22 protein-coding genes and 4 pseudogenes are annotated in these 23,832 nt (G+C 61.5%); 14 read left to right on the plus strand and 12 right to left on the minus strand.

All coding sequences use genetic code 11. The features are described from left to right. Positions 1–208: 208 nt before the first annotated feature. The 5 genes from FSO04_RS14850 to cydP all read right to left on the minus strand — a co-directional run bounded on the left by FSO04_RS14850 (position 209) and on the right by cydP (position 4,976). A complete protein-coding gene (locus tag FSO04_RS14850) occupies positions 209–1,510 on the minus strand; it encodes an NRAMP family divalent metal transporter (RefSeq protein WP_168435685.1) in 1,302 nt (433 codons plus the stop codon). Between the two features lie 248 nt (positions 1,511–1,758). Continuing rightward, entirely contained in the window at positions 1,759–1,890 is a 132-nt protein-coding gene (cydX, locus tag FSO04_RS14855) for a cytochrome bd-I oxidase subunit CydX (RefSeq protein WP_154560407.1), read from the minus strand. 55 nt (positions 1,891–1,945) lie between these two features. Then, positions 1,946–3,082, minus strand: a complete 1,137-nt coding sequence (gene cydB / locus FSO04_RS14860; protein WP_154560408.1) for a cytochrome d ubiquinol oxidase subunit II — start codon at positions 3,080–3,082, stop codon at positions 1,946–1,948. A gap of 45 nt (positions 3,083–3,127) precedes the next feature. Further along, entirely contained in the window at positions 3,128–4,726 is a 1,599-nt protein-coding gene (locus FSO04_RS14865) for a cytochrome ubiquinol oxidase subunit I (protein WP_154560409.1), read from the minus strand. Next, entirely contained in the window at positions 4,716–4,976 is a 261-nt protein-coding gene (gene cydP / locus FSO04_RS14870; RefSeq protein WP_154560410.1) for a cytochrome oxidase putative small subunit CydP, read from the minus strand. Before cydP ends, FSO04_RS14865 begins: the two co-directional genes overlap by 11 nt. Before the next feature lie 469 nt (positions 4,977–5,445). Here cydP and FSO04_RS14875 point away from each other — a divergent pair, with 469 nt between their 5' ends. From FSO04_RS14875 to FSO04_RS14895, 5 genes are all read left to right on the plus strand, one after another. Beyond that, the gene (locus tag FSO04_RS14875; protein WP_154560411.1) at positions 5,446–5,910 is read left to right on the plus strand and encodes a hypothetical protein; all 465 of its coding nucleotides are present in this window, start codon (positions 5,446–5,448) and stop codon (positions 5,908–5,910) included. A 30-nt stretch (positions 5,911–5,940) separates the two neighbouring features. After that, positions 5,941–6,642, plus strand: coding sequence for a CBS domain-containing protein (locus FSO04_RS14880; RefSeq protein ID WP_154560412.1), 702 nt, complete (start codon positions 5,941–5,943; stop codon positions 6,640–6,642). A 79-nt stretch (positions 6,643–6,721) separates the two neighbouring features. Further along, positions 6,722–6,997, plus strand: coding sequence for a DUF1488 family protein (locus FSO04_RS14885; protein WP_154560427.1), 276 nt, complete (start codon positions 6,722–6,724; stop codon positions 6,995–6,997). A gap of 37 nt (positions 6,998–7,034) precedes the next feature. Further along, complete coding sequence (locus FSO04_RS14890) at positions 7,035–7,262, plus strand: DUF3562 domain-containing protein (RefSeq protein ID WP_154560413.1); 228 nt, start codon at positions 7,035–7,037, stop codon at positions 7,260–7,262. 1 nt (position 7,263) lies between these two features. Further along, a complete protein-coding gene (locus tag FSO04_RS14895; protein WP_154560414.1) occupies positions 7,264–8,250 on the plus strand; it encodes a zinc-dependent alcohol dehydrogenase family protein in 987 nt (328 codons plus the stop codon). Between the two features lie 153 nt (positions 8,251–8,403). Here the strand turns inward: FSO04_RS14895 and FSO04_RS14900 are convergent. Beyond that, positions 8,404–8,915 (minus strand): annotated as a pseudogene (locus FSO04_RS14900) (universal stress protein). Positions 8,916–9,024: 109 nt separating this feature from the next. Then, positions 9,025–10,725 (minus strand): bifunctional aminoglycoside phosphotransferase/ATP-binding protein, encoded by a 1,701-nt coding sequence (locus tag FSO04_RS14905; protein ID WP_154560415.1) that lies wholly within the window; start codon positions 10,723–10,725, stop codon positions 9,025–9,027. 218 nt (positions 10,726–10,943) lie between these two features. On the opposite strand from FSO04_RS14905, the gene FSO04_RS14910 reads away from it, so the two are divergent. Next, on the plus strand, positions 10,944–11,378 hold the full coding sequence (locus tag FSO04_RS14910; RefSeq protein ID WP_154560416.1) for an Hsp20/alpha crystallin family protein: 435 nt from the start codon (positions 10,944–10,946) through the stop codon (positions 11,376–11,378). A 113-nt stretch (positions 11,379–11,491) separates the two neighbouring features. Here the strand turns inward: FSO04_RS14910 and FSO04_RS14915 are convergent, their stop codons facing one another. Together FSO04_RS14915 and FSO04_RS14920 are read right to left on the minus strand one after the other, a co-directional pair. Continuing rightward, entirely contained in the window at positions 11,492–12,148 is a 657-nt protein-coding gene (locus tag FSO04_RS14915; RefSeq protein ID WP_154560417.1) for a nitroreductase family protein, read from the minus strand. A 213-nt stretch (positions 12,149–12,361) separates the two neighbouring features. Then, a pseudogene (locus tag FSO04_RS14920) lies at positions 12,362–13,125 on the minus strand (LOG family protein). 460 nt (positions 13,126–13,585) lie between these two features. On the opposite strand from FSO04_RS14920, the pseudogene FSO04_RS14925 reads away from it, so the two are divergent. The 4 genes and pseudogenes from FSO04_RS14925 to FSO04_RS46355 all read left to right on the plus strand — a co-directional run bounded on the left by FSO04_RS14925 (position 13,586) and on the right by FSO04_RS46355 (position 15,899). Further along, positions 13,586–14,205 (plus strand): annotated as a pseudogene (locus tag FSO04_RS14925) (LemA family protein). Beyond that, on the plus strand, positions 14,202–15,062 hold the full coding sequence (locus FSO04_RS14930; protein ID WP_154560418.1) for a TPM domain-containing protein: 861 nt from the start codon (positions 14,202–14,204) through the stop codon (positions 15,060–15,062). Before FSO04_RS14925 ends, FSO04_RS14930 begins: the two are co-directional and overlap by 4 nt. Before the next feature lie 2 nt (positions 15,063–15,064). Further along, positions 15,065–15,562 (plus strand): TPM domain-containing protein, encoded by a 498-nt coding sequence (locus tag FSO04_RS14935; protein ID WP_154560419.1) that lies wholly within the window; start codon positions 15,065–15,067, stop codon positions 15,560–15,562. 166 nt (positions 15,563–15,728) lie between these two features. Beyond that, positions 15,729–15,899, plus strand: a complete 171-nt coding sequence (locus FSO04_RS46355) for a hypothetical protein (RefSeq protein WP_166618186.1) — start codon at positions 15,729–15,731, stop codon at positions 15,897–15,899. A gap of 78 nt (positions 15,900–15,977) precedes the next feature. Here FSO04_RS46355 and adhP read toward each other — a convergent pair whose 3' ends face one another. Then, positions 15,978–17,003 carry an alcohol dehydrogenase AdhP gene (gene adhP, locus FSO04_RS14940; RefSeq protein WP_154560420.1) on the minus strand — a complete coding sequence of 342 codons (1,026 nt, stop codon included), beginning with the start codon at positions 17,001–17,003 and terminating at the stop codon, positions 15,978–15,980. Between the two features lie 150 nt (positions 17,004–17,153). Beyond that, positions 17,154–18,680 (minus strand): phytoene desaturase family protein, encoded by a 1,527-nt coding sequence (locus FSO04_RS14945; RefSeq protein ID WP_154560421.1) that lies wholly within the window; start codon positions 18,678–18,680, stop codon positions 17,154–17,156. A 260-nt stretch (positions 18,681–18,940) separates the two neighbouring features. On the opposite strand from FSO04_RS14945, the gene FSO04_RS14950 reads away from it, so the two are divergent. The 4 genes from FSO04_RS14950 (at position 18,941) to FSO04_RS14965 (ending at position 23,393) form a co-directional block, all read left to right on the plus strand. After that, positions 18,941–20,674: an ABC transporter permease gene (locus FSO04_RS14950; protein WP_168435686.1), complete on the plus strand. Its 1,734-nt coding sequence runs from the start codon at positions 18,941–18,943 to the stop codon at positions 20,672–20,674. 10 nt (positions 20,675–20,684) lie between these two features. Next, positions 20,685–22,004 (plus strand): ABC transporter ATP-binding protein, encoded by a 1,320-nt coding sequence (locus tag FSO04_RS14955; protein ID WP_154560422.1) that lies wholly within the window; start codon positions 20,685–20,687, stop codon positions 22,002–22,004. Positions 22,005–22,007: 3 nt separating this feature from the next. Further along, positions 22,008–22,697 carry a VIT1/CCC1 transporter family protein gene (locus FSO04_RS14960; protein WP_168435689.1) on the plus strand — a complete coding sequence of 230 codons (690 nt, stop codon included), beginning with the start codon at positions 22,008–22,010 and terminating at the stop codon, positions 22,695–22,697. A gap of 234 nt (positions 22,698–22,931) precedes the next feature. Next, positions 22,932–23,393, plus strand: coding sequence for a universal stress protein (locus FSO04_RS14965; protein WP_154560430.1), 462 nt, complete (start codon positions 22,932–22,934; stop codon positions 23,391–23,393). Positions 23,394–23,604: 211 nt separating this feature from the next. Here the strand turns inward: FSO04_RS14965 and FSO04_RS46360 are convergent. Next, positions 23,605–23,832, minus strand: a pseudogene (locus FSO04_RS46360) (hypothetical protein); the annotation flags it as partial.

Raw genomic sequence — 23,832 nt, forward strand, 5'->3', positions numbered from 1 at the left:
AAGTGTTTTTCAGTGCACGGATTCGCCCCACTTTGTTGCGGCGCCTCCGTCTGGATTGTGCGCAGCAGCAAGAGCTTCCGTAGAGGACTGTAGCTTTCCGATGGCCGTCGTGATTGATCTGAGTCAAGCGAGTCACGGGCACCCGTTCGCGCGCGGCAGCTTCTCTGCACAAGTTGATGCGCCGATGGCGCGTACAGAGCGGGCGTGTCTAACCTGGAATGAACATCCCGATGGCCGCCGCCCCCATGAGGGCTGTTGCGACCCATCCGAGGATGATCAAGGGCCTGCTTGCGGTGAAATCGCCCATCACCGACTTCTTCGACACCAGGATGATGATGACCGCCATCAGGGGGACGGCCACCACGCCGTTGATGACGGCACTCCAGAACAGCGCCTTCATCGGGCTGATCGGCGAGTACTGGATGCCGAGCGCGGCGAGCACGCTGACGGCGATGATGCCGTAGAAGCCACGCGCCGCGCCAACGCTGCGCTCGAGTCCCTCCTTCCAGCCCATTGCCTCGGACAGCGCGTAAGCGCCGGACCCGGCCAGCACGGGCACGCCGATCAGGCCGACGCCTAGAATGCCCAACGCAAAGAGTATGTAAGCAAAATTGCCGGCGAGTGGCCGCAGTGCACTGGCGGCTTGAGCCGCGGTATTGATGTCGGTAATCCCCGCAACGTGTAGCGTGACAGCTGTTGCCAGAATGATGAAGTAGGCAGTGATGTCGGAGTAGAGCATGCCGCTCCATGTGTCCCAGCGGATGCGACGGAGTTCCGCCGGCGCGGCGCTCGCATCGCAAATGAGCGGGGCCGAGTCACGCTTCGCATGCATGTCTTCCACCTCTTCGGACGCTTGCCAGAAGAACAGGTAAGGGCTGATGGTGGTGCCTAGCACGCCGACCACCACGGCAGCGGCGTTGGCGTTCGGTGTGAACTTCGGCCACAGCGTGCGCGACATGACCTCCCCCCACGGAACATGCACGGTAAACAATACCGCCGCGTACGCAAGCAGGGAAACCGTCAACCACTTCAGGAAGAAGACGTAACGATGATAGGGGACAAACAACTGCAGCAGCAGCGTGCCGAACACAAACAACGCTGTCATCAGATGGCGGTTGATCCCGCTGACCAGTTCGGCGACTTCGCCCATGGCGGCAACGTCCGCGGCAATATTGAGGGTGTTCGCCACGAGCAATAGCAGCACGACGGCCTGCAACACAAGCGGCGGAAAAGAAGTCTTGATGTTGGCCGCCAGTCCTTTCCCGGTCACCCGGCCAAGATTAGCGCACATCGATTGAACGGCGGCCATGAGCGGAAATGCCAGCGGCATCGTCCAGAGCATGTTGAGGCCAAACTGGGCGCCGGCCTGGGAATAGGTGGCGATGCCGCTGGGATCATCGTCGGCCACCCCTGTGATCAACCCGGGGCCAACGCGCGATAGCGGGTGCTCCTTCAGGCGCTCCCAGGCGGTTCGGAGGGTGCTGACGCGGGGCACTTCATTGACGTCCACTCGTTCACCTGGCTTATGGGAAACGGGCACAGGTGAACCGTGCCCATGGATCGGACTACCTCGCCATATTGGACTCGTCAGGACACCTGGTCAGATTGATCTCGATCAAGTGCTCGCGCGAGACGTCATTTCGGCAAGTGTGCGCCATGCGTGTTCAAGCGAGGAGATGAAAGGCGGATCGACGCGCTGCATCAGGCGCTTCAGGGCCTGCGCGAGTCGATTGAGCGGGCTTCTGGCGCGGCTTCAGATCATCGCCGCGGCGCAGGCGATGGATGCGGCGCGCCCGTTTCATCGAAACGACGCGATTCCAGCCACATCACGTTGATAATGCCGAACGAAAGTGCCACACCAATGCCAAGAATCCAGCTGAAATACCACATCATGTGCTCCTGTGAGTCTGGTTAGTAACGCGCGCGACGCGATGTCCGGAACGCCTCAATACATCGAGTGGCTGTTCTCTTCGAGGGCGGCCGCCGTGACCTTGCCGCGCATCACACGGTACACCCAGCTCGTGTAGATCAGCACGATCGGCAGAAAGATGATGACGGCGATCAGCATGATCTGCAGCGTCATCTGGCTCGAGGTCGAATCCCACACTGTGAGGCTGCTGCGTTCGTCGAGCGACGACGGCATGATGAACGGAAACATCGAGAAGCCCGCCGTCAGGATCACGCCGACGATCATCAACCCGGTCGACATAAACACGCTCTTTTCAAAGCGCGAACTGGCGAGCACCAGCGCCAGCACGCCGCCCAGCACGCCGATCACCGGCGCCACGATCATCCACGGATAGGTTGAGTAGTTGGTGAGCCACAGGCCGGGCGCTCCGATCACGCTCTTCAGCAGCGGGTTGGCAACCGTGTCGAACGGCGCGGCGTCGACGATCCGGTAGCCGCCGATCATGGTTGCGATCAGCACGCCGGCAATCAGAAACAACACCACCCCGGCAAGCGACGCAATGCGCAACGCTATCGAGGCGCGGCGGGCAATCACCCCGTCGGTTTTCATCTTCACGAAAGCGGCGCCGTGCGCGGCCAGCATCGACACGCTGACGAGCCCGCACAACACGGCGAAGGGGTTGAGCAGCGCAAAGAAACCGCCGTGGTAGGAGACGCGCAGGTCGGTATCGAACGAGAATGGCACGCCTTGCAGCAGATTGCCGAACGCGACACCGATCACCAGCGCCGGCACAAATCCGCCGATGAACAGCGCCCAGTCCCACGCATTACGCCAGCGCGGATCCTCGCGCTTGCTGCGGTAGTCGAAGCCCACCGGGCGGAAGAACAGTGAGAACAGCACCAGCAGCATCGCGAAATAGAAACCCGAGAAGGACGCCGCGTAGACGAGCGGCCATGCCGCGAACATCGCGCCGCCCGCGGTGATGAACCAGACCTGGTTGCCTTCCCAGGTCGCGCCGACCGTATTTACCACGATGCGCCGCTCCTTGTCCGTCTTCGCGATGAACGGCAGCAGGATGGCGGCGCCCATATCGAAGCCGTCGGTGAGTGCGAAGCCGATTAGCAGCACGCCGATCAATACCCACCAGATCACTTTGAGGGTTGCATAATCCATGATGATTTTTCCCTTATTACACAGCGTGCGCAGCGCGGTGGCGAGTCATGCGGCCGTGGTGGTTAGCGGCTTGGACGGCTGAGCCGGTGGCGGCGATTCGTGGTGGTAGCGTCCCGTATGCAGTGACGAAGGGCCGAGGCGCGCGTACTTGAACATCAGTGTGATCTCGATTACGAAGAGGGCCGTGTAGAACAGCACGAAGCCGCCAATGCTCAGGTACAGGTCGGTGGCTGTCAGGCTCGAGGCCGACAATGCGGTGGGCAGGATGCCGGCAATCGTCCACGGTTGACGACCCACTTCGGCAACCACCCAGCCGAACTCCGCCGCGAGCCATGGCAGCGGGATCGCCCACACCGCCCAGCGCAGGAACCAGCGGCGCTTATCCAGTAGCAGCGAACGCTGCGCGCAGAACCAGAACGCGAGCATGAAGGTCGCAAGGAACAGGATGCCGAGGCCCACCATGCTCCGGAAGGAGAAGAACACCGGCAGCACGGGCGGGATGGTTTTTTTTGCCGCCTGGGCGATCTGGTCCGGCGTCGCATCGGTGACGTTGGCCGTGAACTGCTTGAGCATCAGGGCGTAGCCGAGATTGTCCTTGTGGAGCGCGAAGGTGGCCTTGGCGTCGTCGGTGGCATTGCCTTGCTTGAGCTGCTGTAATGCGCCGTACGCGATCATGCCGTCCTTGATGCGCAGTTCGTTTTGCGCGATCAGATCCTTCAGTCCCAGTACAGGCTCATCGAACGAACGCGTCGCGATGATGCCGAGCGCGTAGGGAACCCGGATGGCGTAGTCGGTCCTTTCTTCCTGCTGATTCGGTATGCCGAAGATCGTAAACGGGGCCGGCGCTGGCGCTGTTTCCCATTCAGACTCAATGGCGGCGAGTTTGACCTGCTGGACTTCGCCGGTGCGGTAGCCGGATTCGTCGCCGAGGACGATCACACAGAGCGTCGATGCAAGCCCAAAACCCGCTGCGATCGCAAACGAGCGCAGCGCGAATTCGGTGTCGCGGCGCTTGAGCAGATACCACGACGAGATACCGAGCACGAACATCGACGCCGTGACGTAGCCGGCCGATACCGTATGCACGAACTTGACCTGGGCAACCGGATTGAACAGCACCGAGAAGATGCTGTCGAGTTCCATTCGCATGGTCTGGTAGTTGAACTCGGCACCGACTGGATTGTTCATCCAGCCGTTCGCCACCAGAATCCACAACGCGGACAGGTTCGAGCCGAGTGCAACGAGAAAGGTGACGATCAGATGCTGGCCTCTCGAAAGACGGTTCCAGCCGAAGAAAAACAGGCCGACGAAAGTCGATTCGAGGAAGAACGCCATTAGCCCTTCGACGGCGAGCGGCACGCCGAAAATATCGCCGACGTAATGCGAGTAGTACGACCAGTTGGTACCGAACTGGAACTCCAGCGTGAGGCCGGTCGTAACGCCCATGGCGAAATTGATGCCGAACAGCTTGCCCCAGAACTGCGTCATGTCTTTGTAGATCTGCTTGCCGGTCATCACGTAGACGGATTCCATGATGACGAGCAGCCACGACAGTCCGAGCGTAAGGGGGACGAACAGAAAGTGATAAAGCGCCGTCACGGCAAACTGGAGGCGCGAAAGATCGACGACTTCGCTAACGGGCATGTTGTTCACCTTGAGACGGGTGCGAGGCAGGCACTGAAAGCAGTGCCTGCGCGACGAGTGCGGGCGGCATGGACATGTTCTCCGCCAGCGGATGATTGAAGAAGGTGTACTTCAGTACTATCAGGAGTGAAAATTTGATGGCAAGCACAATGACGATATCTCGCCCGAAGGTGGGGCCGCGCACCCAGCTGGCGAGTCGCGCCTGCAGGGCAGGACGAGGCGGATTCCTGTCGTTCAGCGTTATGGTCATGATCGGTCGACTGACGGCTTCACACCGGTTTTCGCGGTCGGATTCAAGCCGCGGAGGCGGCTTGACGAGTATGTGACGATCCGGGATGCAGACGATCTGCGGTTGCAGGCTGCGCCATCGGATCGACAGGTCACATCTTCACGAGAGACGCTATTGGTGCTCTTGAGCTAGATCAAGAAAGCGGGCCATCCGCGCTAACTACCAACCGGTGCCATTGACACGCGGCGCAGTTGACCTTTGTCAATTCTGGCGACGAACCTGCACGTAGACTGGTTTCCACGATATACGCAGGCGGGCGGCCCTTTACACAGTTATATGGCCCGCTGACAAGCGATAAAAGACCAGGACTTTTTTTGACACCGCGGCCGGATTTTGCTATCTGTCCGCCGGTTTTCTCGGTACTCCTTGCTGCGCCGGCGACTGTCAGCGCGAAAACTCGATCCCTATATTGTGTGGTGAGCGAACTGAAATGAAATGCATCCGCCTGCAGGTCGACTTGATCAAGGCGCTATTCCTGCTGATGACGGTCAGTCTTGCGGCCTGCACCACAGCAAGCCAGATGATTGCGTTCCGGAACACCGAAACGCAGCTTCAGGAGGCGCGAGAACAGGCGTGGGTCACCTGTAGTTCACGCGCGGCGTGCGATCAGATATGGAACAGCACGCGGCTTTATGTGCAGCTTTACTCGAGAGCGCCGATCAGCCGCCTCAACGATTCAGTCATCGAGACCGAAGTGCCCCACGAATCGGGCATTGCCTATTTCTGGGCCGAGCGGACCACCGATGAGAGCGGCACGACGACAATCCGGCTAAAGGGCATGTGCCGCGGCATGTACGCGAGTAATGGGGACCCGGCGTGGACTTACAGAATATGCGCGGATCAGATCAGGCGTGCTGAGATGGGTTTTCGAGGGGTGGTAGGCGAAGTGCAGTGACGGTGACGATATTTCCTTAAGGAGAGACTTATGCATGCCATCGACGTGATGACCCCTGCGGTTGTGGTTGCAGCACCTGAAATGACCGTGCAGGCCGCGGCAAAACGGCTTGCCGATAACCACATCAGTGGCATGCCTGTGGTTGACGCGGGAGGGCAGGTCATCGGCATGATCAGCGAAGGTGATCTGCTGCATCGAACCGAAATCGACACTGACGCGGATGCCGAAGGAAAGAGACGATCATGGTGGCTCGACTTTTTTGCATCGACCCGTGAACTCGCGAGTACGTATGTCAAGGAACACGCACGCACGGTGCGCGACGTCATGAGCGATAAGGTCGTGTCCGTTGTGGAGGATACGCCCCTTGCCGATATCGCGGATCTGCTGGAGCGGCGGCGGATCAAGCGCGTGCCCGTCATGCGCGACGGCAAGCTGGTTGGGATCGTCAGTCGCTCCAATCTGATTCGCGCGCTCGCTAGCGTCCCGGCCGACGCGCTGCCGGTTGCATCCAGCGACCAGCAAATTCACGACGCGATCGTGCGCGAACTCAGCAATCATCGTTGGGCGCAGCCCAGTCAGAACGTGATTGTCAAGCAAGGCATCGTGCATTTGTGGGCCGTTGTCCAGTCGGAAGAAGAACGACGCGCAATCTGTGTCGCAGCGGAGAGCGTGCATGGGGTCAAGGAAGTCAGGAGTTACATTGAATTTCCCATGGCTTTGCCAGCAATGTAGGAACACCTCCATTGCGAAGCCGCTCCGGCCTTGCCGGGCAGGTGAGCATAGGACCGAATACGAGCCGAGGTACGACATGATGCATATCACTTTTCCTCAGGAGCGCCCGCAGTATGGCGGGCCGGATCCCGTTCTGGTGTTCCCTGCCGTGATCAACGGTGAACGCATCCGGTGCGCGATCACGGCTGAAGCGCTGGAAGATCATTTCAGCGCTGCATCGCTGCGCGAAGACGACCTGATCGGTGCGTTCGAGGCCCATCGGGGCGCGATCGAACACGCCGCGCAGCGGATGCTGGGTGAACTCGGCGGTAAGCCGGTCCTATTGCATAGCGGCTATTTCCGTTTCTGCGAGTGATCCGCGCGCCGTATCTTTTCCCACCAGGAGTCCTGTCATGCCTCGCGATAAACTGTTGGTTCCGCTGCTCGAGATCGCACAAGGGACGGCGTTGAATGAAGACGATCTGGCCCGCATGGTAGGCGATGAAATCAGTCGTCTGTCGGCCGGTGCGCGTGTTCACGACTATATTCAGGTGATTGCGATCAAGTGCGTAACCGACAAAGTGAGGCAGGCCGCCTCCCACAACCGTGCCAACGGCAACCATCACGCGAGGGAGGGGTGAGATGCGGGCAATGGTATTCGATGACACCGGGGGGCCACTGCGCGACTTGCAGCTTCCTGATCCTGTGCCGGCTGCGGGCCAGTTGCTGATCGATGTTCACGCATGCGGCATTTGCCGTACCGACCTGCATCTGATTGACCACGAACTGCCCCATCCAAAGCGGCCAGTGATCCCGGGGCATGAAATCGTCGGCACTGTTGCGGCAGTGGGGCCGGGAGTAAGCGGCTTCGGTGTGGGGGAACGGGTCGGCGTGCCATGGGTGGGCCATACCTGCGGCCACTGCCGTTACTGTCTCTCCGGTCGCGAGAATCTGTGCGATGAACCGGGTTTTACGGGGTATACGATCGATGGCGGTTACGCCGAGCGCACGGTCGCAGACAGCCGTTACTGCTTTCATCTGCCTGACCGATATTCGGACGTGGAAGCGGCGCCGCTGCTGTGCGCGGGACTCATCGGCTATCGGGCGCTGGCCACGGCAGGCGACGCGCAACGGATCGGCATCTACGGCTTTGGCGCGGCCGCGCATATCGTCGCCCAGGTCGCGCTTCATCAGGGGCGCACCGTTTATGCCTTCACGCGTGACGGCGATGCGGCGGCTCAACAGCTCGCGCTGCGGCTCGGCGCGACGTGGGCCGGCAGCAGCAACGAAGCGGCGCCGGACGAACTCGACGCCGCGCTGCTATTCGCTCCAGTCGGCGCGCTCGTGCCGATCGCCCTGAAGGCAGTGGTGAAAGGCGGCATTGTGGTGTGCGGCGGGATTCACATGAGCGACATCCCGTCCTTTCCCTATGACTTTCTATGGGGCGAGCGTCGCGTGGTGTCGGTGGCGAATCTCACGCGCGAAGACGGGCTTGCGTTTATGCGTCTGGCCGCCGAGATTCCGCTCGACATCGAAACGACGCGTTATCCGCTGGGTGAGGCCAACCAGGCGCTCGCCGATCTGCGCGAAGGGAAGCTGACGGGGGCCGCGGTGCTGGCAATTCGCTAACGGGATTTCCGGTATTGACACGCCATGCGTTCACGGGGACCGCCGACCCGAATCCTGCATGAGCGCCATTCCGTTGCGCCAGATCGAGTTCGAACCCGACACGAGCATCGCCATGGGCGCTGTGGTCGATAAAGACGATCACGGTCCTGCAGATCAGGTCGACTTTTTTTCGCGTTCGGCTGCTCCCACGGCGTCAGTCGCAGCTTCGGGAGCGCCGTGCGCCGAGATCATCAGGACCGGACATTGCGCAATCCGCAAAAAGCGCTCCGCGACGCTGCCGAGCACGAGCCGCCGAACGCCGTGCCGGCCGTGTGTCCCCATCACGACGAGATCGGCTTTCAGATGCTCGGCCGCATGAAGGATGCAGTGGGCGACATCGAAATCGCCGCCGGCCAGATTGGTTTCGATGATCCGCGGCGCCCCCTGGACGCTGTCGTGCTTCATCCGTGCAAGCGCGTGTCGGCCACATGTTTGCCTTCCTCCAGGAACGCGTCGCGAACGATACTCGGACCGTAGCCGGGTGCGTCATCGACCATGGTTGGCACGTCGACGACATAAAGTGGCTGCAACTCCGCGCCGGATTCGCGGGCGAGTTGCAGGGCGGCGTCGAACGCTCGTGCGGATGTTTCACTGCCGTCGATGGCGGCAAGAATGTGTCGATATATGTCAGACCATCGTCGATGGGAACCGTATGCGTTCATCATCGGCAACGAACGGGTGGGGAATACTGATCTGGATCAAGGCGTATTGGTTCCCTTGCGACTGCAGTTGGATTCAGGCGACCCTCTGGCAACCTGTCGCGTCCCAGCCGCTCGTCTGCCAATGGGGCGTGCCGCTGTGAACAGCGTGTTCTAGCGCGCCGTCCGGGTGCAGGCGGATCAACAACGGTTTCCAGTACGTCGCGTGCTGAAAGGCGCCGAGCGGAACGTCTGTATCGAAAGCAACCGTCAATGCGGCTTCGTCGGGCGTGAGCGGCTCTTCGTTGGCGAGTTGCCTGACCAGCACCGCTGCATTGGCGTCAGACGACTGCCCTGGGTCCGTCGCGCGTTTGCGTACGCGTTCGGCCAGTTGCCGCGCAGACGTGTGGAAATCCAGAAGAAACACAGGCACGTCGTATACGCACGCCAACTCGATGAAGGACGCACGATGCCGCTGTTTCAGGAACGTCGCGTCCATTAATACTGGATAGCCTGCTTCGAGCATGTGGCGCGCAATCGCTAGCAGCGCATCGTAGTGTGAGTCAATTGCTTTGCGCGAGTACGCGACAGCGGGCAGGGCGTGGTGATCCGGCGGCGCGAACGCTCGCTGGCGCTTGCGCTCCGTATCGCTGGAAAGGCGGATTGCGCCGATACGGTTGGCAAGCGCTTCGCTCGCCACCGATTTGCCGGACCCGGAATAGCCGTGACAGAGCAGCAGATACGGCTGTTGCGCGCTTGCCATGCGGGCGGCGCAGGCCACATAGTCACGGGCGCGCGCGAGACAGTCCGCGGCAAACGACCCACGCGCTTTCAGCACTTCGACAAGTGCCCGTACCAGCGCCCGGTAGACGACATAGAAACGCAACGCCGGCAGTGTCCCGAAGTCGCCAGTCCGTTGCAGCCAGCCGTTCAGGAGAGCCGACGCGAGATCGTCACTGCCATGCGCTTGCAGATCCATCAGTGGGAAGGCGAGGTCGCTAGCGACGTCGATCCAGCGCAGGGCGTCGCTGAATTCGATGCAATCGAACAAGATGGCGTCGTTTCCTTTGCGCACAATATTGTCGAGGTGCAGGTCGCCGTGGCATTCGCGCACGAACCCGCCCGCGCGACGCGCTTCAAAATGCCCAGCAAGCCGCGCGGCTTCTCTTTCGCACCACTGACGCACACCAGCGGGCACGAGCGTGCCGGCTTCCCGCTCGAGCGACGTCAGCACGGTCTCCATCTGTGTGCGCAAGAACGTTGCCGTCCCCAGCGTGCTGCGCGGTGGGATTGTGGAGGCGCAGCGGTGAAACGCTGCGAGACGCTCGGCCACCCGGTCGATCTGCGCGACACCCAGCTCGCCGCGTGTGAGCAGACGGGAAAACAATTGTCGTTCGTCGAATCGCTTCATCCGGACCGCATGCTCGACGGGCGTTCCTTGTGCGTCCACCTTGAATATGCGACCGAGCCGCACGACTGGCACCACGCCGAGATAAAGCCCGCGAGCGAGCCGCCGGTTCAGCCTCACCTCTTCATTACAGTCATGCTGCCTCGCAGCCACGTCCGTGAAATCGACGAATCCCAGATCGACAGGCTTCTTGATCTTGTACGCAAATCGCCCGGCCAGATAGATCACGGAAATATGGGTTTCGATTCGCCGGATGCGCCCTGCCGGATGGCGATACGAGCAGGGGCGCTGCAACGCTGCGTCGATGCGCGACCAAGCGCGGCGGGCGATGCGTTCACGATGCTGCGCATGAAGCGGCCGGCGAATGGGCGCGCTTGATCGGGTAAGCATGGATGACTCCGCAGATTCAAGAGGGCACTTCCAGCATAAGCAGACGCCGGCCACCGGAATTGATGGAGGTCAGTGTTTTGCGAACCGCTCCGGTTACGCGCGGCAATTGATACATATCAACGGACGTTCTACGTAGAGACCTAAAGTCGTTGATGCAGTGGTCATTTGAAGCAGTGTGAAATCCATGGAGATCATGGACTTTTTGAGGAGTAGCTACGATGAGCAACTTGACACGTTATGAGCCGTTCTCAATGGAAGCGGTACCGGATCTGTTTCATGGTTTGTTCCGCCCCCTGCGCGGCATCGCAACGGGCGATGACGCACCGCTGGCGGACATGAAGCTCGATGTGACGGAAAACGACACGGCGTACATGGTTAAAGCAGAACTGCCGGGCGTCGATAAAAAGGACATCGACGTGAAGATCGACGGCAACACCGTATCGATCAGCGCGAAGGTGGAACGCAACAAGGAATTGAAGGAAGGCGAGCGGGTGCTGCGACGCGAACGTTATTCGGGCGCAATCAGCCGGTCGTTCTCGCTGGCGAGCGATGTCGATGAAGCGAGGGCGGCGGCGCAGTATCAGGACGGCGTGCTGTCGCTGACATTGCCGAAGAAGGCGGCTTCGACACAGAAGCGCCTGCAGATCAGCTAGCTAAACAGGGGCAGGGTGCGCGTAGGGTTGCGCGCCCTAGCTTATTGAAGGCCATCCCGCGGACCTTGGGTTGGCCATTCCAAAGGCCTCCATGCGGCCTCTCAATCTCGATCTCAAGCGTGCTGCCCGCTCGGCAAGCCGACAGTTTGCGCGAGGATCGGCAGTTCATCCTCATTGAGCCGCAGCGCGTCGGCGAGGAGCCGGTGATTGATCCAGCCGCGGATCACGTTGACAAGCCCGGCTGACGCGCAATAGAGCGCTACGTTCTGCGCAATCGCGCCAGCGGTGACAGCAGAAAATCGTTCACGCTGTTGCTGCGGCATCTCCTGCAGACTGGACGTCCGAACCACATACACGAGCTCGAGCGGCGCCTTGCCGACGAAATCCTGATAGCCGGTCAGATTGCGCGCTTCGATGGCGTGCTTGAGCAGCAGTTGATGGTTGGGCGCATCGTAACGATAGACTCCATTGGGCAGCGCCACATAGATGTCGATTTCATTAAAGGCATGTGGCGATGGCGCGGTGCGTCCGCCGCTGACCGGACGGTTGACGCCATCCGCAGCCCACAGCAATTCTCCGAGCGTGCCCATTGACAGCGGGCTCGGTGCGAATTCACGGTTACTTGATCGAAACGACAGCGCGGTCATTAGCGGCAGACCTGAGCGTTGGTCGGGATGTGGCAGTGCGATGGTTTTCGGCGCAGTGCCTTCGGCCGATTCGGGACGTGCATCAGGCAAGGTCTCGTAGGTCAGAAATTGCATCTCAGTCATCTCAAACTCCTCTGAACGTCACATGTATCCGGTTGGCGCATTGCCATCTTCACGATAGTTCGCGCGCTATCGGACCCCTTGATTTCAATCAAGCCACGAGTGGTGCCGGGATCGCGACCAGTAGACCGTTAACGCGATCGCGCCGGGTTTGAGTTCCACGCCCCTGCATGCCGTGAAGCGCTGATATGAGTCAAGCCGTATCGCGCGGGCCAGTTACTCCTGAAAATGCGGCCGTTCGTACCAGTGCGCAATGATTTGCCAGATCTGTGGAGCGGTTTCGGCGAAGCAAAACAGATCGGCGTCGCTTGCAGCGATCATGCCCTCGTCGATCAGGAACTGGACGTCGAAGGCCTGGCGCCAGAAGCGCTCACCCACGAGCAGCACGGGAAGCGGTTTGATCTTGCCTGTCTGCAGGAGCGTCAGCACCTCGAACAGTTCGTCGCAAGTGCCGTAGCCACCCGGGAAGAAAACCGCAGCCTTCGCACGCTCGAGCAGGTGCAGATTGCGGATCGCGAAATAGTGGAAGCGGAAGCACAGATCCGGGCTCAGGTACGGATTCGGCAGCTGCTCGCGTGGCAGCGAGATATTCAAGCCGACGCTCGCCGCACCGGCCTCGAACGCGCCCCGATTGGCCGCTTCCATGATGCCCGGTCCACCACCTGTGACGACCGTCTGCTTCGGCAGCGTGGGGGTCGCCTCCGCGCGTCCTATGAGGAGGCCAAGCTCGCAGGCGACCGTGTTGTATGCGCTCATTTCCAGAAGACGCTGAGCGATTGCGGCCTCGCGCCTGCGGACCGGATCGCCGGGAGAGGCGTCTAGCGCGCGCTGTGCCGCCTCAATGCACACATTTCGGGGCGCTGCAGGAAAGCGAGGTCCTCGTCCGCCTGCCGGTAGCTCGGGCTTTCGACGAGCCGCTGAACCCGGAGGGTAGCGGAGGGCGCGGACAGCATCGATGCGGACTCGGGTTGTTCAGTCATGAAATGCTCCCCGCGAAGAAAGAGGCGTTGTCCACATGTTGCAGACAGCTTCATGATTGACGCGTGCCGGATGCACTTCGTGATCCACATCAAATGCAATCAAAAGTCAGAACGCAGAGCTGACAGTTGCGGCACGACCCACGTCATGGCTTGCTGCGGCGGTCCTCGCTCAGACCGCGTTACGGCACTGCGCGTGAAGGCCCTGTGCAAGCAGTGCCGCTCCTGAAAGAGATTGTCCATCCGTTCGGCCTTCGGCCGCGGTGAGTGCGCTGTAGCGCGCTCGACTGATTTTCCCCTGACGGGGTACTTGATATGGGTTAACGTACACCCGGTCCTTACGCGTAGTCTGGGGTTGTTTGCATCGACGATGCAGGAAAGCCGTTCTGGTCCGTATCTCGCTACACCGCGGTCCTCACCAGGGCGGTACTCGGGGCGGCTCCCGGAAGAACAGGGAGGTCCAATGCGCACTCTATGTCTAGCATTGCTTGCTGTCATCGTGCTATCCCTCTCCGGATGCGGTTACAACGCTATCCAGACTCAGGATAGCAGGTGAAAGCGAGCTGGTCGGAGGTGCTCAACCAGTACCAGCGTCGTGCTGACCTGGTGCCGAATCTCGTGAACACGGTGAAGGGCTACGCGAGCCAGGAGCGAGAGGTGTTCACGAGCGTGACCGAGGCGCGTGCCCGGGTCGGATCCGTGCAGGCGACTCCGGCGCTCATCAACGACCCCCAGGCGTTCGCCAGATTCGAAGCGGTCCAGGCACAGTTGTCGTCTTCGCTGTCGCGACTCCTCGTCGTCTCTGAGAATTACCCGCAGTTGAAGTCCGATGCCAATTTTCGCGACTTGCAGGCGCAGCTCGAAGGAACCGAAAACCGCATTACAGTGGCCCGCAACCGCTATATCAAGGCGGTGCAAGACTACAACACGACCGTGCGATCGTTCCCGTCCAATCTCACCGCAAGCCTGTTCGGCTACAAGGAGAAACCCAATTTCTCGGTGTCGGAAGAGGCGGCGATTGCGCGTCCTCCGCAGGTCGATTTCATCACGGCGCCCGCGCCCGCCAGTGGGGCGGCGAATTGAACATCCTCAAATCCGTCAGCATGCTGCTGCTCGCCGTCCTCGCATTCTTGCCGTGCGGTGCCGGCGCGGACGTGGCGATTCCCGCATTGACCGCGCATGTCACCGACGAGACGGCCACGCTCACCAGCGAACAGCGCTCGGCGTTAGAACAGACATTGCGGACGTTCGAGGCTAAAAAGGGGAGCCAGATCTCAGTGGTCATCGTGCCGACTACGCAGCTGGAAACCATCGAACAGTATTCGCTGCGCGTGGTTGAGCAATGGAAGCTTGGACGCAGGCGCGTTGACGATGGCGTGCTGCTCATCGTCGCCAAAGACGACCGGACCCTGCGAATCGAAGTGGGCTATGGTCTCGAAGGGGCACTGACCGATGCAACCAGCAGCCGCATCATCAACGAGACGATTGTTCCGAGATTCAGGCAAGGGGACTTTTACGGAGGTGTGGCGGCGGGCGTCGACAGCATCATGCACGTCGTCGATGACGAGCCTCTGCCGTCTCCGGAACAGCATGCAGGTGGCGCGTCCGGGCAACTCGCGCGCTATCTACCGATTCTTTTCGTGCTCACCATGGTCGCAGGCGGCGTGTTTCGAGTGGTACTAGGGAGACTACCCGGTTCTGTGGTGACGGGCGGAGCCGTCGCGGTCGTCGCGTGGCTGTTGTCGGGCACACTGTTCATCGCCGTGGTGGCAGGTGCGATTGCTCTCGCATTCACCTTGCTCGGCAGCGGTCTCGGCGCCTACGCCGGGGGGCGTGCGATCGGCGGGCAATCCGGACGATTCGGCAGCGGCGCCGGCCGCACGATCTTCAGGGGCGGTGGCGGCGGATTTGGCGGCGGCGGTGCATCGGGCAGGTGGTAGCCATGGACCTCAAGCGTGTCCTCAAGCATTTGTTCGTGACCCGGTGGCACGTGAATCGTGCTTTTCCTACTCCGACACTGCACGCCATTGAAAGGGCCATCCAGGAAAGCCATCGTGCCCACATTGGGCAGATCCGGTTTGCAGTCGAAGGTGCGCTGCATATCGGGGCTCTACTGGAAGGGATGTCCGCGAGGGAACGTGCAATCGATGTCTTTTCCGAGTTGCAAGTCTGGGATACCGAACACAACAACGGGGTGCTCATTTATCTCCTGCTAGCCGATCACGATGTGGAGATCGTTGCGGACCGCGGGGTGCATGCACGGATAAAACCCGGTGAGTGGGAAGCCATCTGTAGCCAGATGGAGGCCGCTTTCAAGCTGGGCAACTATCACGCCGGAGTACTTCGGGGCATCGAGGAGGTGACGGCGCTGCTGAAAAGACATTTTCCAGCGCAACAGGAAAAGCGCGACGAATTGCCGAGTAAGCCGGCCGTGCTTTGAGCGGCACTTCGCTCGAAGCAGCGGCAGGAAACAGTATGGCGCTGCTTAAACATGTTGAGGCGCTTGCGTTTGCCCGGAAGCCATTGGGGCAGCGCCAGATTGAATACTCCTCGAACGGGAGTTGAATTGATTCGTAAGCCCTCTGCCAACCTTGCAAGGAACGACCATGAATGCCGATGCCGTTAGCAAAATATTTTCAGAATTTGATGACCTCACCTCGAAAAGCGAAGACGCAAACGTCCAGTTTCTGATTCGGGCAATAAAGCTCCATGCCGAGCTTACGAATGCGAGGCTCGTGTCCCTCGAGCAAGCCATGCTTGCGTTGCTGAAGAAGTGAGCGAAGCAGGCTGATCGCGGCGTGACCGCACTGAGATTCTGCGGCCACGCTTTCTGTATTGGTCAACAGGCCGCAGGGTCAGTCGAGTGTCAGCACCACACGGCCGTCGATCTTGCCGGCCTTGAGGTCCGCGAGCACGGCGTTGATGTTCTCCAGACGGTCGGTGTGAATGTGTGCCCGCACCCGTCCTTCGGCCGCGAACTCGAGCGACTCCTGCAAGTCACGACGAGTCCCGACAATTGATCCGCGCACCGTGATGCCGTTGAGCACGGTCGAAAAGATCGGCAAAGGAAAATCGCCCGGCGGCAAGCCATTGAGCGAGACGGTGCCGCCACGCCGGACCATGCCGAGCGCCTGAGCAAAGGCGCTGCGCGATACCGCCGTGACCAGTACGCCGTGGGCGCCGCCGATCTCCTTCTGAATCACGGCTGCGGGATCCGCCGTCGTGGCGTTGACGGTGAGTGTCGCGCCGAGTTCGCGCGCAAGGGCGAGCTTGTCATCTGCGATATCCACGGCGACGACGTGCAGCCCCATCGCAATCGCATATTGAACCGCTACATGGCCGAGGCCACCTATCCCCGAGATCGCGATCCACTGACCGGGGCGCGTGTCGGTCATGCGAATGCCTTTGTAGACGGTGACACCGGCACACAGAATCGGGGCGATTTCTTCGAAGCTGACTTGCGCAGGCAGGTGCCCGACATAGTTCGGATCGGCAAGCACGTATTCCGCGTAGCCACCGTTGACCGAATAACCGGTGTTCTGCTGCTCATGGCAGAGGGTTTCCCAGCCGCTCAGGCAGTGCTCGCAATGGCCGCAAGCGGTATAGAGCCACGGCACGCCGACCCGGTCGCCTTCCTTGACGGCCTTGACCCCCGCGCCGACCGCCGTGACGAAGCCGACGCCTTCGTGACCGGGAATGAAGGGCAGCGTGGGACGTACTGGCCAGTCGCCGTCGGCCGCGTGCAGATCGGTGTGACAGACGCCGGATGCCTTGATATTGACGAGGATCTGTCCAGGGCCTGGTGTTGGCACAGGCACTTCCTCGATGCGAAGGGGTTCGCCAAACGCGTGGACGACGGCAGCTTTCATCGACTGAGCCATAGGTTTCTCCGGCTGGGGGTGGGGTGCCCTCAGTATCGGCGCGGAGTCAACTGGCAAATTGACGTGGATCAGGAATCCCGCGGTGCGGATTGACGACGGACTCGGTGCCTCGCGCATACAGCAGCAAGAAATAATCCTTCTTCGGTCGCCCTAGCTGCCGAAGCGCCTGAGCAGCGCCGGCTCGATGACGGCCGCGGCCATCAGGCCGCCCATGAATGCCCCGGCGACGCCGGGCCCGGTCACGTCCTGTCCGGCAAGCAGCAAACCGTGGACGGGCGTGCGCACACGCAATGCCGCGCTCGTCAAACGGGTTGCCGTCATCTCAAGTCCGTACATGGCACCACCTGGTGAGCGCAGGTAGCGTTGCTGCGTCAAGGGCGTCGACAGCTCGTGGAAGCGAATCAGTGGCGCGAGGGCGGGGAAGTGCGCGCAGAATCGTACCAGCAAGCGTTTTTCGATTCGTCCCTTCAGTTCGAGGTACGGCTCGGAGTGCCTCCCTTCTGCCGTATCCAGCCAAGGGGCGAAGGCGCGCGCATCGCACAGTGCAATCACCTCGGCCGTCGGCTTACCGCTCCAAGTTCGGTCTTTCATTGAGGGAAACGACACGAACAGCCCCGGCGGGTCATCTTCTTCCACGTTGTGCCACACCCGGCCAATGTCTTCGCTTTCGTAGATCCATACATTGGCACCGGATGCGCCCGCCGCAGCGATATCGCCGTCGAGGCCGACGTATAGCGCCAGGTGCGCCAGGCCCGGGCGCAACCCGCGCAGCGTGTCCTGCCATGCGGGTGCCGTGGAGGCGTCGAGGCAGGACACGGTGTTGGCGATTCCCATCGCCGATATCACGTGCCTTGCGTGCTCAGTCCGGTGCGTGCCGCCCTGGCTGAACGCCACACCAGCCACCTGGCCGCCGGTCACGAGGATGTGTTCTACCGCGGCCCCCAGTTTCACCTCGCCACCGGCCGCTTCAACAACCGGAACGAGCGTGCGCGCGAAGCGGGCCGGACCGCCTGCCGGATAATACGCACCGGCATTGTATGAACCGGTAACCAGCGCGTGCTCGAGCATCGGCGCGTTGTCGGGGGGCGCACCGTAATCGGCCCAGCGGGCGCCAAGCACCGCACGCAGTTGCGGGTCGGGCACTTCGGCCAACGTGCTGGCAAGCGTGCTTTGCGCCCAGTGCTCGACTTCGTCGCCGTGAATCAGATGCATTCCCCATGCCAGCCACTGCGGCATGCCGCGCGTCGCAAACATCACAAAGGCCGAATGCCGCGCGGCCTCGCAAGCGGCGAACCAGCGCCCGATCGCCTCGTGCTGCGCTGGGAAGCGCGCGAGCAGAGCCTCGCGGTAACGCTCTTCCGGATACGGGATGCCAAACTCGAAACCAGGCAGCCGGACGATGTCGTAGGGGTTGCCGCACGAGACAAATCGCAGCGCGCCATCGGTCAGCCACGCGAGGAGCCTGCCGATCTGTCCGCTTGAGCCTGCGATGTTGCCCACACCGCCGATGTAATGCACACCCGTAGCGAAGGTCCAGTCCCCACGCGTAAAGGTCTGGGTGAGGCCGCCGGCCACGCTGTGCTGCTCGAGCACTAGTACCCGTCGTCCCTGACGGGCGAGCGCCGCCGCGGCGCCGAGGCCGCTAACACCGGAACCGATCACAATCACATCCCACATGACGTCGCCCTCTGTTGTGCCGACCTTGCACTCCTCGCGCAGCGGGCCGCATGAGTAGCATCAAAGCGCACCGCATCGCAGCGCGCTTGATACATGTCAATGATTTCCTCCAGTAGCACGATATTTGTCAGCACCTTGACACACGGCCTGCCAACACTGGGGCTATCCACCAGCCCTCTGGGCATCGCATGATGCAGGTCAAACGGGACGTGCCCGATTCGGACACGATATTCAGGGTACCTATCAAATGGGGAAACACCGTGGAGCACCACGCCGAGGTTCTGCAAGGGGGAAGATGGCACCAGCACGGTCCGAACTGGCAGGATCTTGCCGCGGTGCTGCTTGTACTCGGCATGGTGATCCTGATGGGTGTGGGCGTCCGGCAGATGGTGGCCCCGCTTGTGATCGCTCATCAGCCTAGCATCTCGCTCTCGCCGGCCGCACTGCCGCTTTACACGCTGCGCACCATCACGCGGATGCTGGCTGCACTTATCGCTTCATTGATCTTCACGTTCACCTACGCGACGCTCGCCGCGAAGAGCCGCGGTGCCGGCATGGTCCTGATACCGCTTCTGGACGTCCTCCAATCGGTGCCCATTCTGGGCTACCTGTCCTTTACCGTCGTGTTCTTCGTCTCGCTGTTTCCCGGCAACGTGCTGGGCCCGGAGTTCGCGGCGATCTTCGCCATCTTCACAAGTCAGGCCTGGAACATGGCGTTCAGTTTCTATCAGTCGCTCAAGACGATCCCCATCGCCCTCGACGAAGCGAGCCGCAGCTTCCGTTTGTCCGTGTGGCAGCGCTTCTGGCGACTCGAAGTGCCTTTCGCGATGCCAGGGCTGATCTGGAACATGATGATGTCGATGTCGGGAGGCTGGTTCTTTGTCGTGGCCGCCGAAGCGATCTCCGTCGGCAACCTGCAGGTCGCGCTTCCGGGTGTGGGATCGTATGTCGCAACGGCGATCCAGCAGCGCAGCCTCGCTGCAGTGGGATGGGCGATCCTCGCGATGACCATCGCTATCGTCCTTTACGATCAGTTGCTGTTCCGGCCGATGGTCGCCTGGGCCGACAAGTTCCGCCCCGAGGACACCGCCGCGCAAACCGTGCCGCGTAGCTGGGTGCTCGATCTGTTTCGCCGCTCGAGCTTCGCCGCTCGCCTGGCTCGCCCCGTTGGAGCATGGTTGCAGAGGGCGGCACGCGCGAGGTTGGTGTTGCCGCATGCCGTTCATCTGACCCGCTGGTCCGCGCCTCGCCGCGTGGCGGACGTGCTTTGGCTCATTGTCATCCTCGCGGGAGTCGCCTACGCTGCGTGGCGGCTTGCAGGATTCGCACGCGGCGCGCTCACGTGGGCCGATTTCCAGATGGTCGTGAGCAACGGGGGGATTACCCTCGCGCGCGTCGCGTTCCTCGTGCTGCTCGCCTCTCTAGTCTGGGTGCCGATCGGTGTGGCCGTTGGCCTGCGGCCCCGGTTGACCGCCCGGGTCCAGCCCGTTGCGCAGTTTCTGGCTGCCTTTCCGGCCAACCTCCTGTTTCCGGTGTTCGTTTATTTCATCGTGCGCTTTGGGCTCGCACCCCGGATCTGGCTCGTTCCGTTGATGATCCTGGGCACCCAGTGGTACATCCTGTTCAACGTCATTGCCGGCGCCAGTGCGTTCCCGAGCGACTTGCGGGAAGCGGCCACCAGCTTTCGCGTGCGTCCCTGGCGCTGGTGGCGCGACGTGATGCTCCCTGGCATCTTCCCTTACTACGTGACCGGCGCGATCACCGCATCCGGCGGCGCATGGAATGCGAGCATCGTCTCCGAGATGGTCAGTTGGGGGCCGACGAAGCTGAACGCCGGCGGCCTCGGCGCCTACATTGCCCAGATGACGGACGCCGGAGACTTTCCCCGTATCGGGCTCGGTATCGCCGTGATGTCGGTGCTCGTCATCGCCACCAACCGGCTGGTATGGCGGCCGCTTTACGCCTTTGCGGAACGCCGCACGCGGCTCGATTGAGGGGCAATCCATGGACAGAATCGCGCCTGCCGTCATCCACGCACCGACCATTGAGTTCGACAAAGTCAGCATGGCCTTTGCAAGACCTTCCGGCGAGCCGTTGCCTGTGTTGTCGAATATCGACCTGGCTGTGGGCGAGGGTGAGATTCTCGGCTTGCTTGGACGCTCGGGGTCGGGCAAATCCACCCTCCTGCGCATCGCCGCCGGGCTGATCAAACCGACCTCGGGGCAGGCGCTCTATCGCGGGGCGCCGTTGACGGGCCCCTCCGAGGGCGTCGCCGTCGTGTTCCAGACGTTCGCGCTGTATCCGTGGCTCACTGTCTTCGAGAATGTCGAGTTCGGCCTCGACGCACTCAAGCTACCGCACGATGAAGTGCGCCGCCGCGCGATGGCGGCCATCGACCTGATTGGGCTCGACGGTTTCCAGTCCGCATTCCCACGCGAACTCTCCGGCGGCATGCGCCAGCGGGTTGGCTTCGCCCGGGCCATAGTCAGCGAGCCGACGCTGCTTTTGATGGACGAACCGTTTTCAGCGCTGGACGTGCTGACGGCCGAAACCTTGCGCACCGATTTCCTCGATCTCTGGACCGAACATCAACTCTCCACCCAGGCTGTGCTGATGGTGACGCATAACATCGAGGAGGCGGTCATGATGTGCGACCGCATTCTGGTGCTGGGGGCGAATCCCGGGCACATTGCGGCGGAAATTCAGGTGCCGTTGCCGCAGCCGCGCAACCGGCTCGATGCGTCGTTTCTCGCGATTGTCAACGAAATCTATTCGATTCTGACCTCGCGCATGGCCGAAGCGATCGACAAACAAAGCCAGATCCACGGAGGCCTGGCGCTGCACTTACCTGATGTATCGATCAACAGGATCGGCGGATTTGTCGAGAACCTTGCCTCATCCGCGTATGGCGGCCAGGCGGAACTGGCGAAGATCGCCGCTCCGCTTGGCCTGAAAAGCAGCGATGTGTTTCCGATTGCGGTGGCCTTGCAAATCCTCGAGTTTGTCGACGTCAAGGACGGCGCGATCAAGCTCACGCCGGCCGGCCGCGTGTTCGCGCACAGCGAAATGGATGAACGCAAGCGCCTGTTCAAGGAACACCTGCTTCGCTTCGTGCCGCTTGTCGCCCATATTCATCAGGTACTCGACGAGCGCGAGGAGCACCGCGCACCGCGGGAACGCTTCGAACTCGAGCTTCAGGATCATCTGAACCGGAACGACGCCGACAACACGCTGCGCATCGCGATCGACTGGGGACGTTACGCGGAACTCTTCACCTACGACGACCGCACACGAACGTTCGGCCGCGACAAGGCAAAGGGATAGACGATCGTGTATCCCCATACCCATCGCACGCATCGTTCGGGCTGGCTTCGCGCCGCTGTGCTCGGGGCCAATGACGGCGTGCTGTCCATGTCGGGGCTGATGGTCGGCGTGGCCGCGGCGCAGACACAGCCGCACGGCGTTCTGGTGTCAGGCGTGGCGGGCCTCGTCGCGGGGATGCTGTCGATGGCCGCAGGCGAATATGTTTCCGTCAGTTCGCAGGCTGATGTCGAGCGTGCCGACCTCGAAGTCGAGCAGCTGTCCCTGCAAAACGAGTTCCAGAAGGAGCAGGCGGAACTGGCGGACATCTATGTGCGGCGCGGCCTCGACCCGGAGCTCGCGCAACGTGTGGCCGTGCAACTGATGGCTTTCGACGCGCTCGGCGCCCATGCACGCGACGATATCGGTATATCGGATGCGACGGCGGCGCGACCCATCGTTGCGGCAATCACCTCGGCGTTGAGCTTCGCGAGCGGCGGTGCCGTGCCGCTGCTTGCCGCGACCTTGGCGACGCGTGCGGCGCTCATACCGGTGGTTGCCGCTGTGTCTCTGCTTCTGCTGGCGCTGGTGGGAGCCCTCGCTGCACAAATTGGCGGCGCGCGTATCGTACCGGGCATGCTGCGGGTGCTCGCATGGGGTGCGATCGCGATGAGTGTCACAGGCTTCACGGGCACGCTGTTCAGTGCGCTCGCGTGAGAACGGCGCGCATCGAAAGATGCTTGCGCGCGCAGCGCTTCATAGGGACTCCGCATTGACCTGCGTCAACTGGGTGGCCGCGGCATTGCATAGTCTGAGGCGTAGGGGTGACGGCGTGGCCGGAACCCGCATCCGGGAGCGGACGTGATGACGCAGGGTGTGGTTTCCGTCGACGAAACCACACCGTTGAGCGAGTTGGCGAACGGAATACAAGCTTCGGGGGAACGGAACATCATGTATCACAAGATTCTGTTAGCGGTGGACGGAAGCGACGCGTCGAAACCGGCCGCAGAAGAGGCATTCCGGATCGCAGCGTTGGCTCGCGCTCGCGTGCATGCCTTATACGTCGTCAGCAAATGGGGGGTCGCTCCGTATGCCGGCTACTATGAACCGGAAGCCCTCGGCACAGTGCTGCGAGAAGACGGCCGGCTAGCGTTGGAAGCCGTGCGCACGGCAATGGCCAAACAGGGGATCCCGGGCGATATCGAAATCGACGAAACACAGAATGCCGCCGACGATATCCCGAGCTGTCTCGAACGGTGTATTCAGCGGCAGAAGATCGATCTCGTTGTGATGGGAACACACGGCCGGCGCGGCGCGAGCAGGATCGTGCTGGGTAGCGTCGCCGAGGGTTTACTGCGCATATCGACCTGCCCTGTGTTGCTTGTGCGCTTGCCTGGCAACGAGACTTCGTAGGGCGGGCAGGGTGCCCACGGTTAAGCCAGGCCCACGGAAGAATCGGTCGCGGCAGGTCAACCCGACGATGTCGTCGTGCACATTCGCATTGACGCGCTATGTGATTGCTTCTGATGCCAGTTGATGTGCATCAATCCTGTCGGGACTACGGCTGAGACAGGGCCTGCTCGCAGCGAACCAGCCACTAGGTGGCGACCTGGGCGTGACGGTTTCAATCGCGTCGCGGGCGGAAAATCAGCCAGGCGGCCACACAGGTCAACAACACAGCGATCAGCGCGACGATCCAGAATCCGTGGTTGTCGTATTTAAAGGCAGCCCTTTCAAGGTCTTTGCGCGGCAAACCTGGTAACCTGGCGACCTGTTCAAGGACGACGGGTACGAAGGGATGTTTGACGAGGTGATGAAGCGTTTCGAGCAGCAGGCACCGGTATGCGTGATG

This window comes from Paraburkholderia madseniana, assembly GCF_009690905.1.
GTDB classification, from domain to species: domain Bacteria; phylum Pseudomonadota; class Gammaproteobacteria; order Burkholderiales; family Burkholderiaceae; genus Paraburkholderia; species Paraburkholderia madseniana.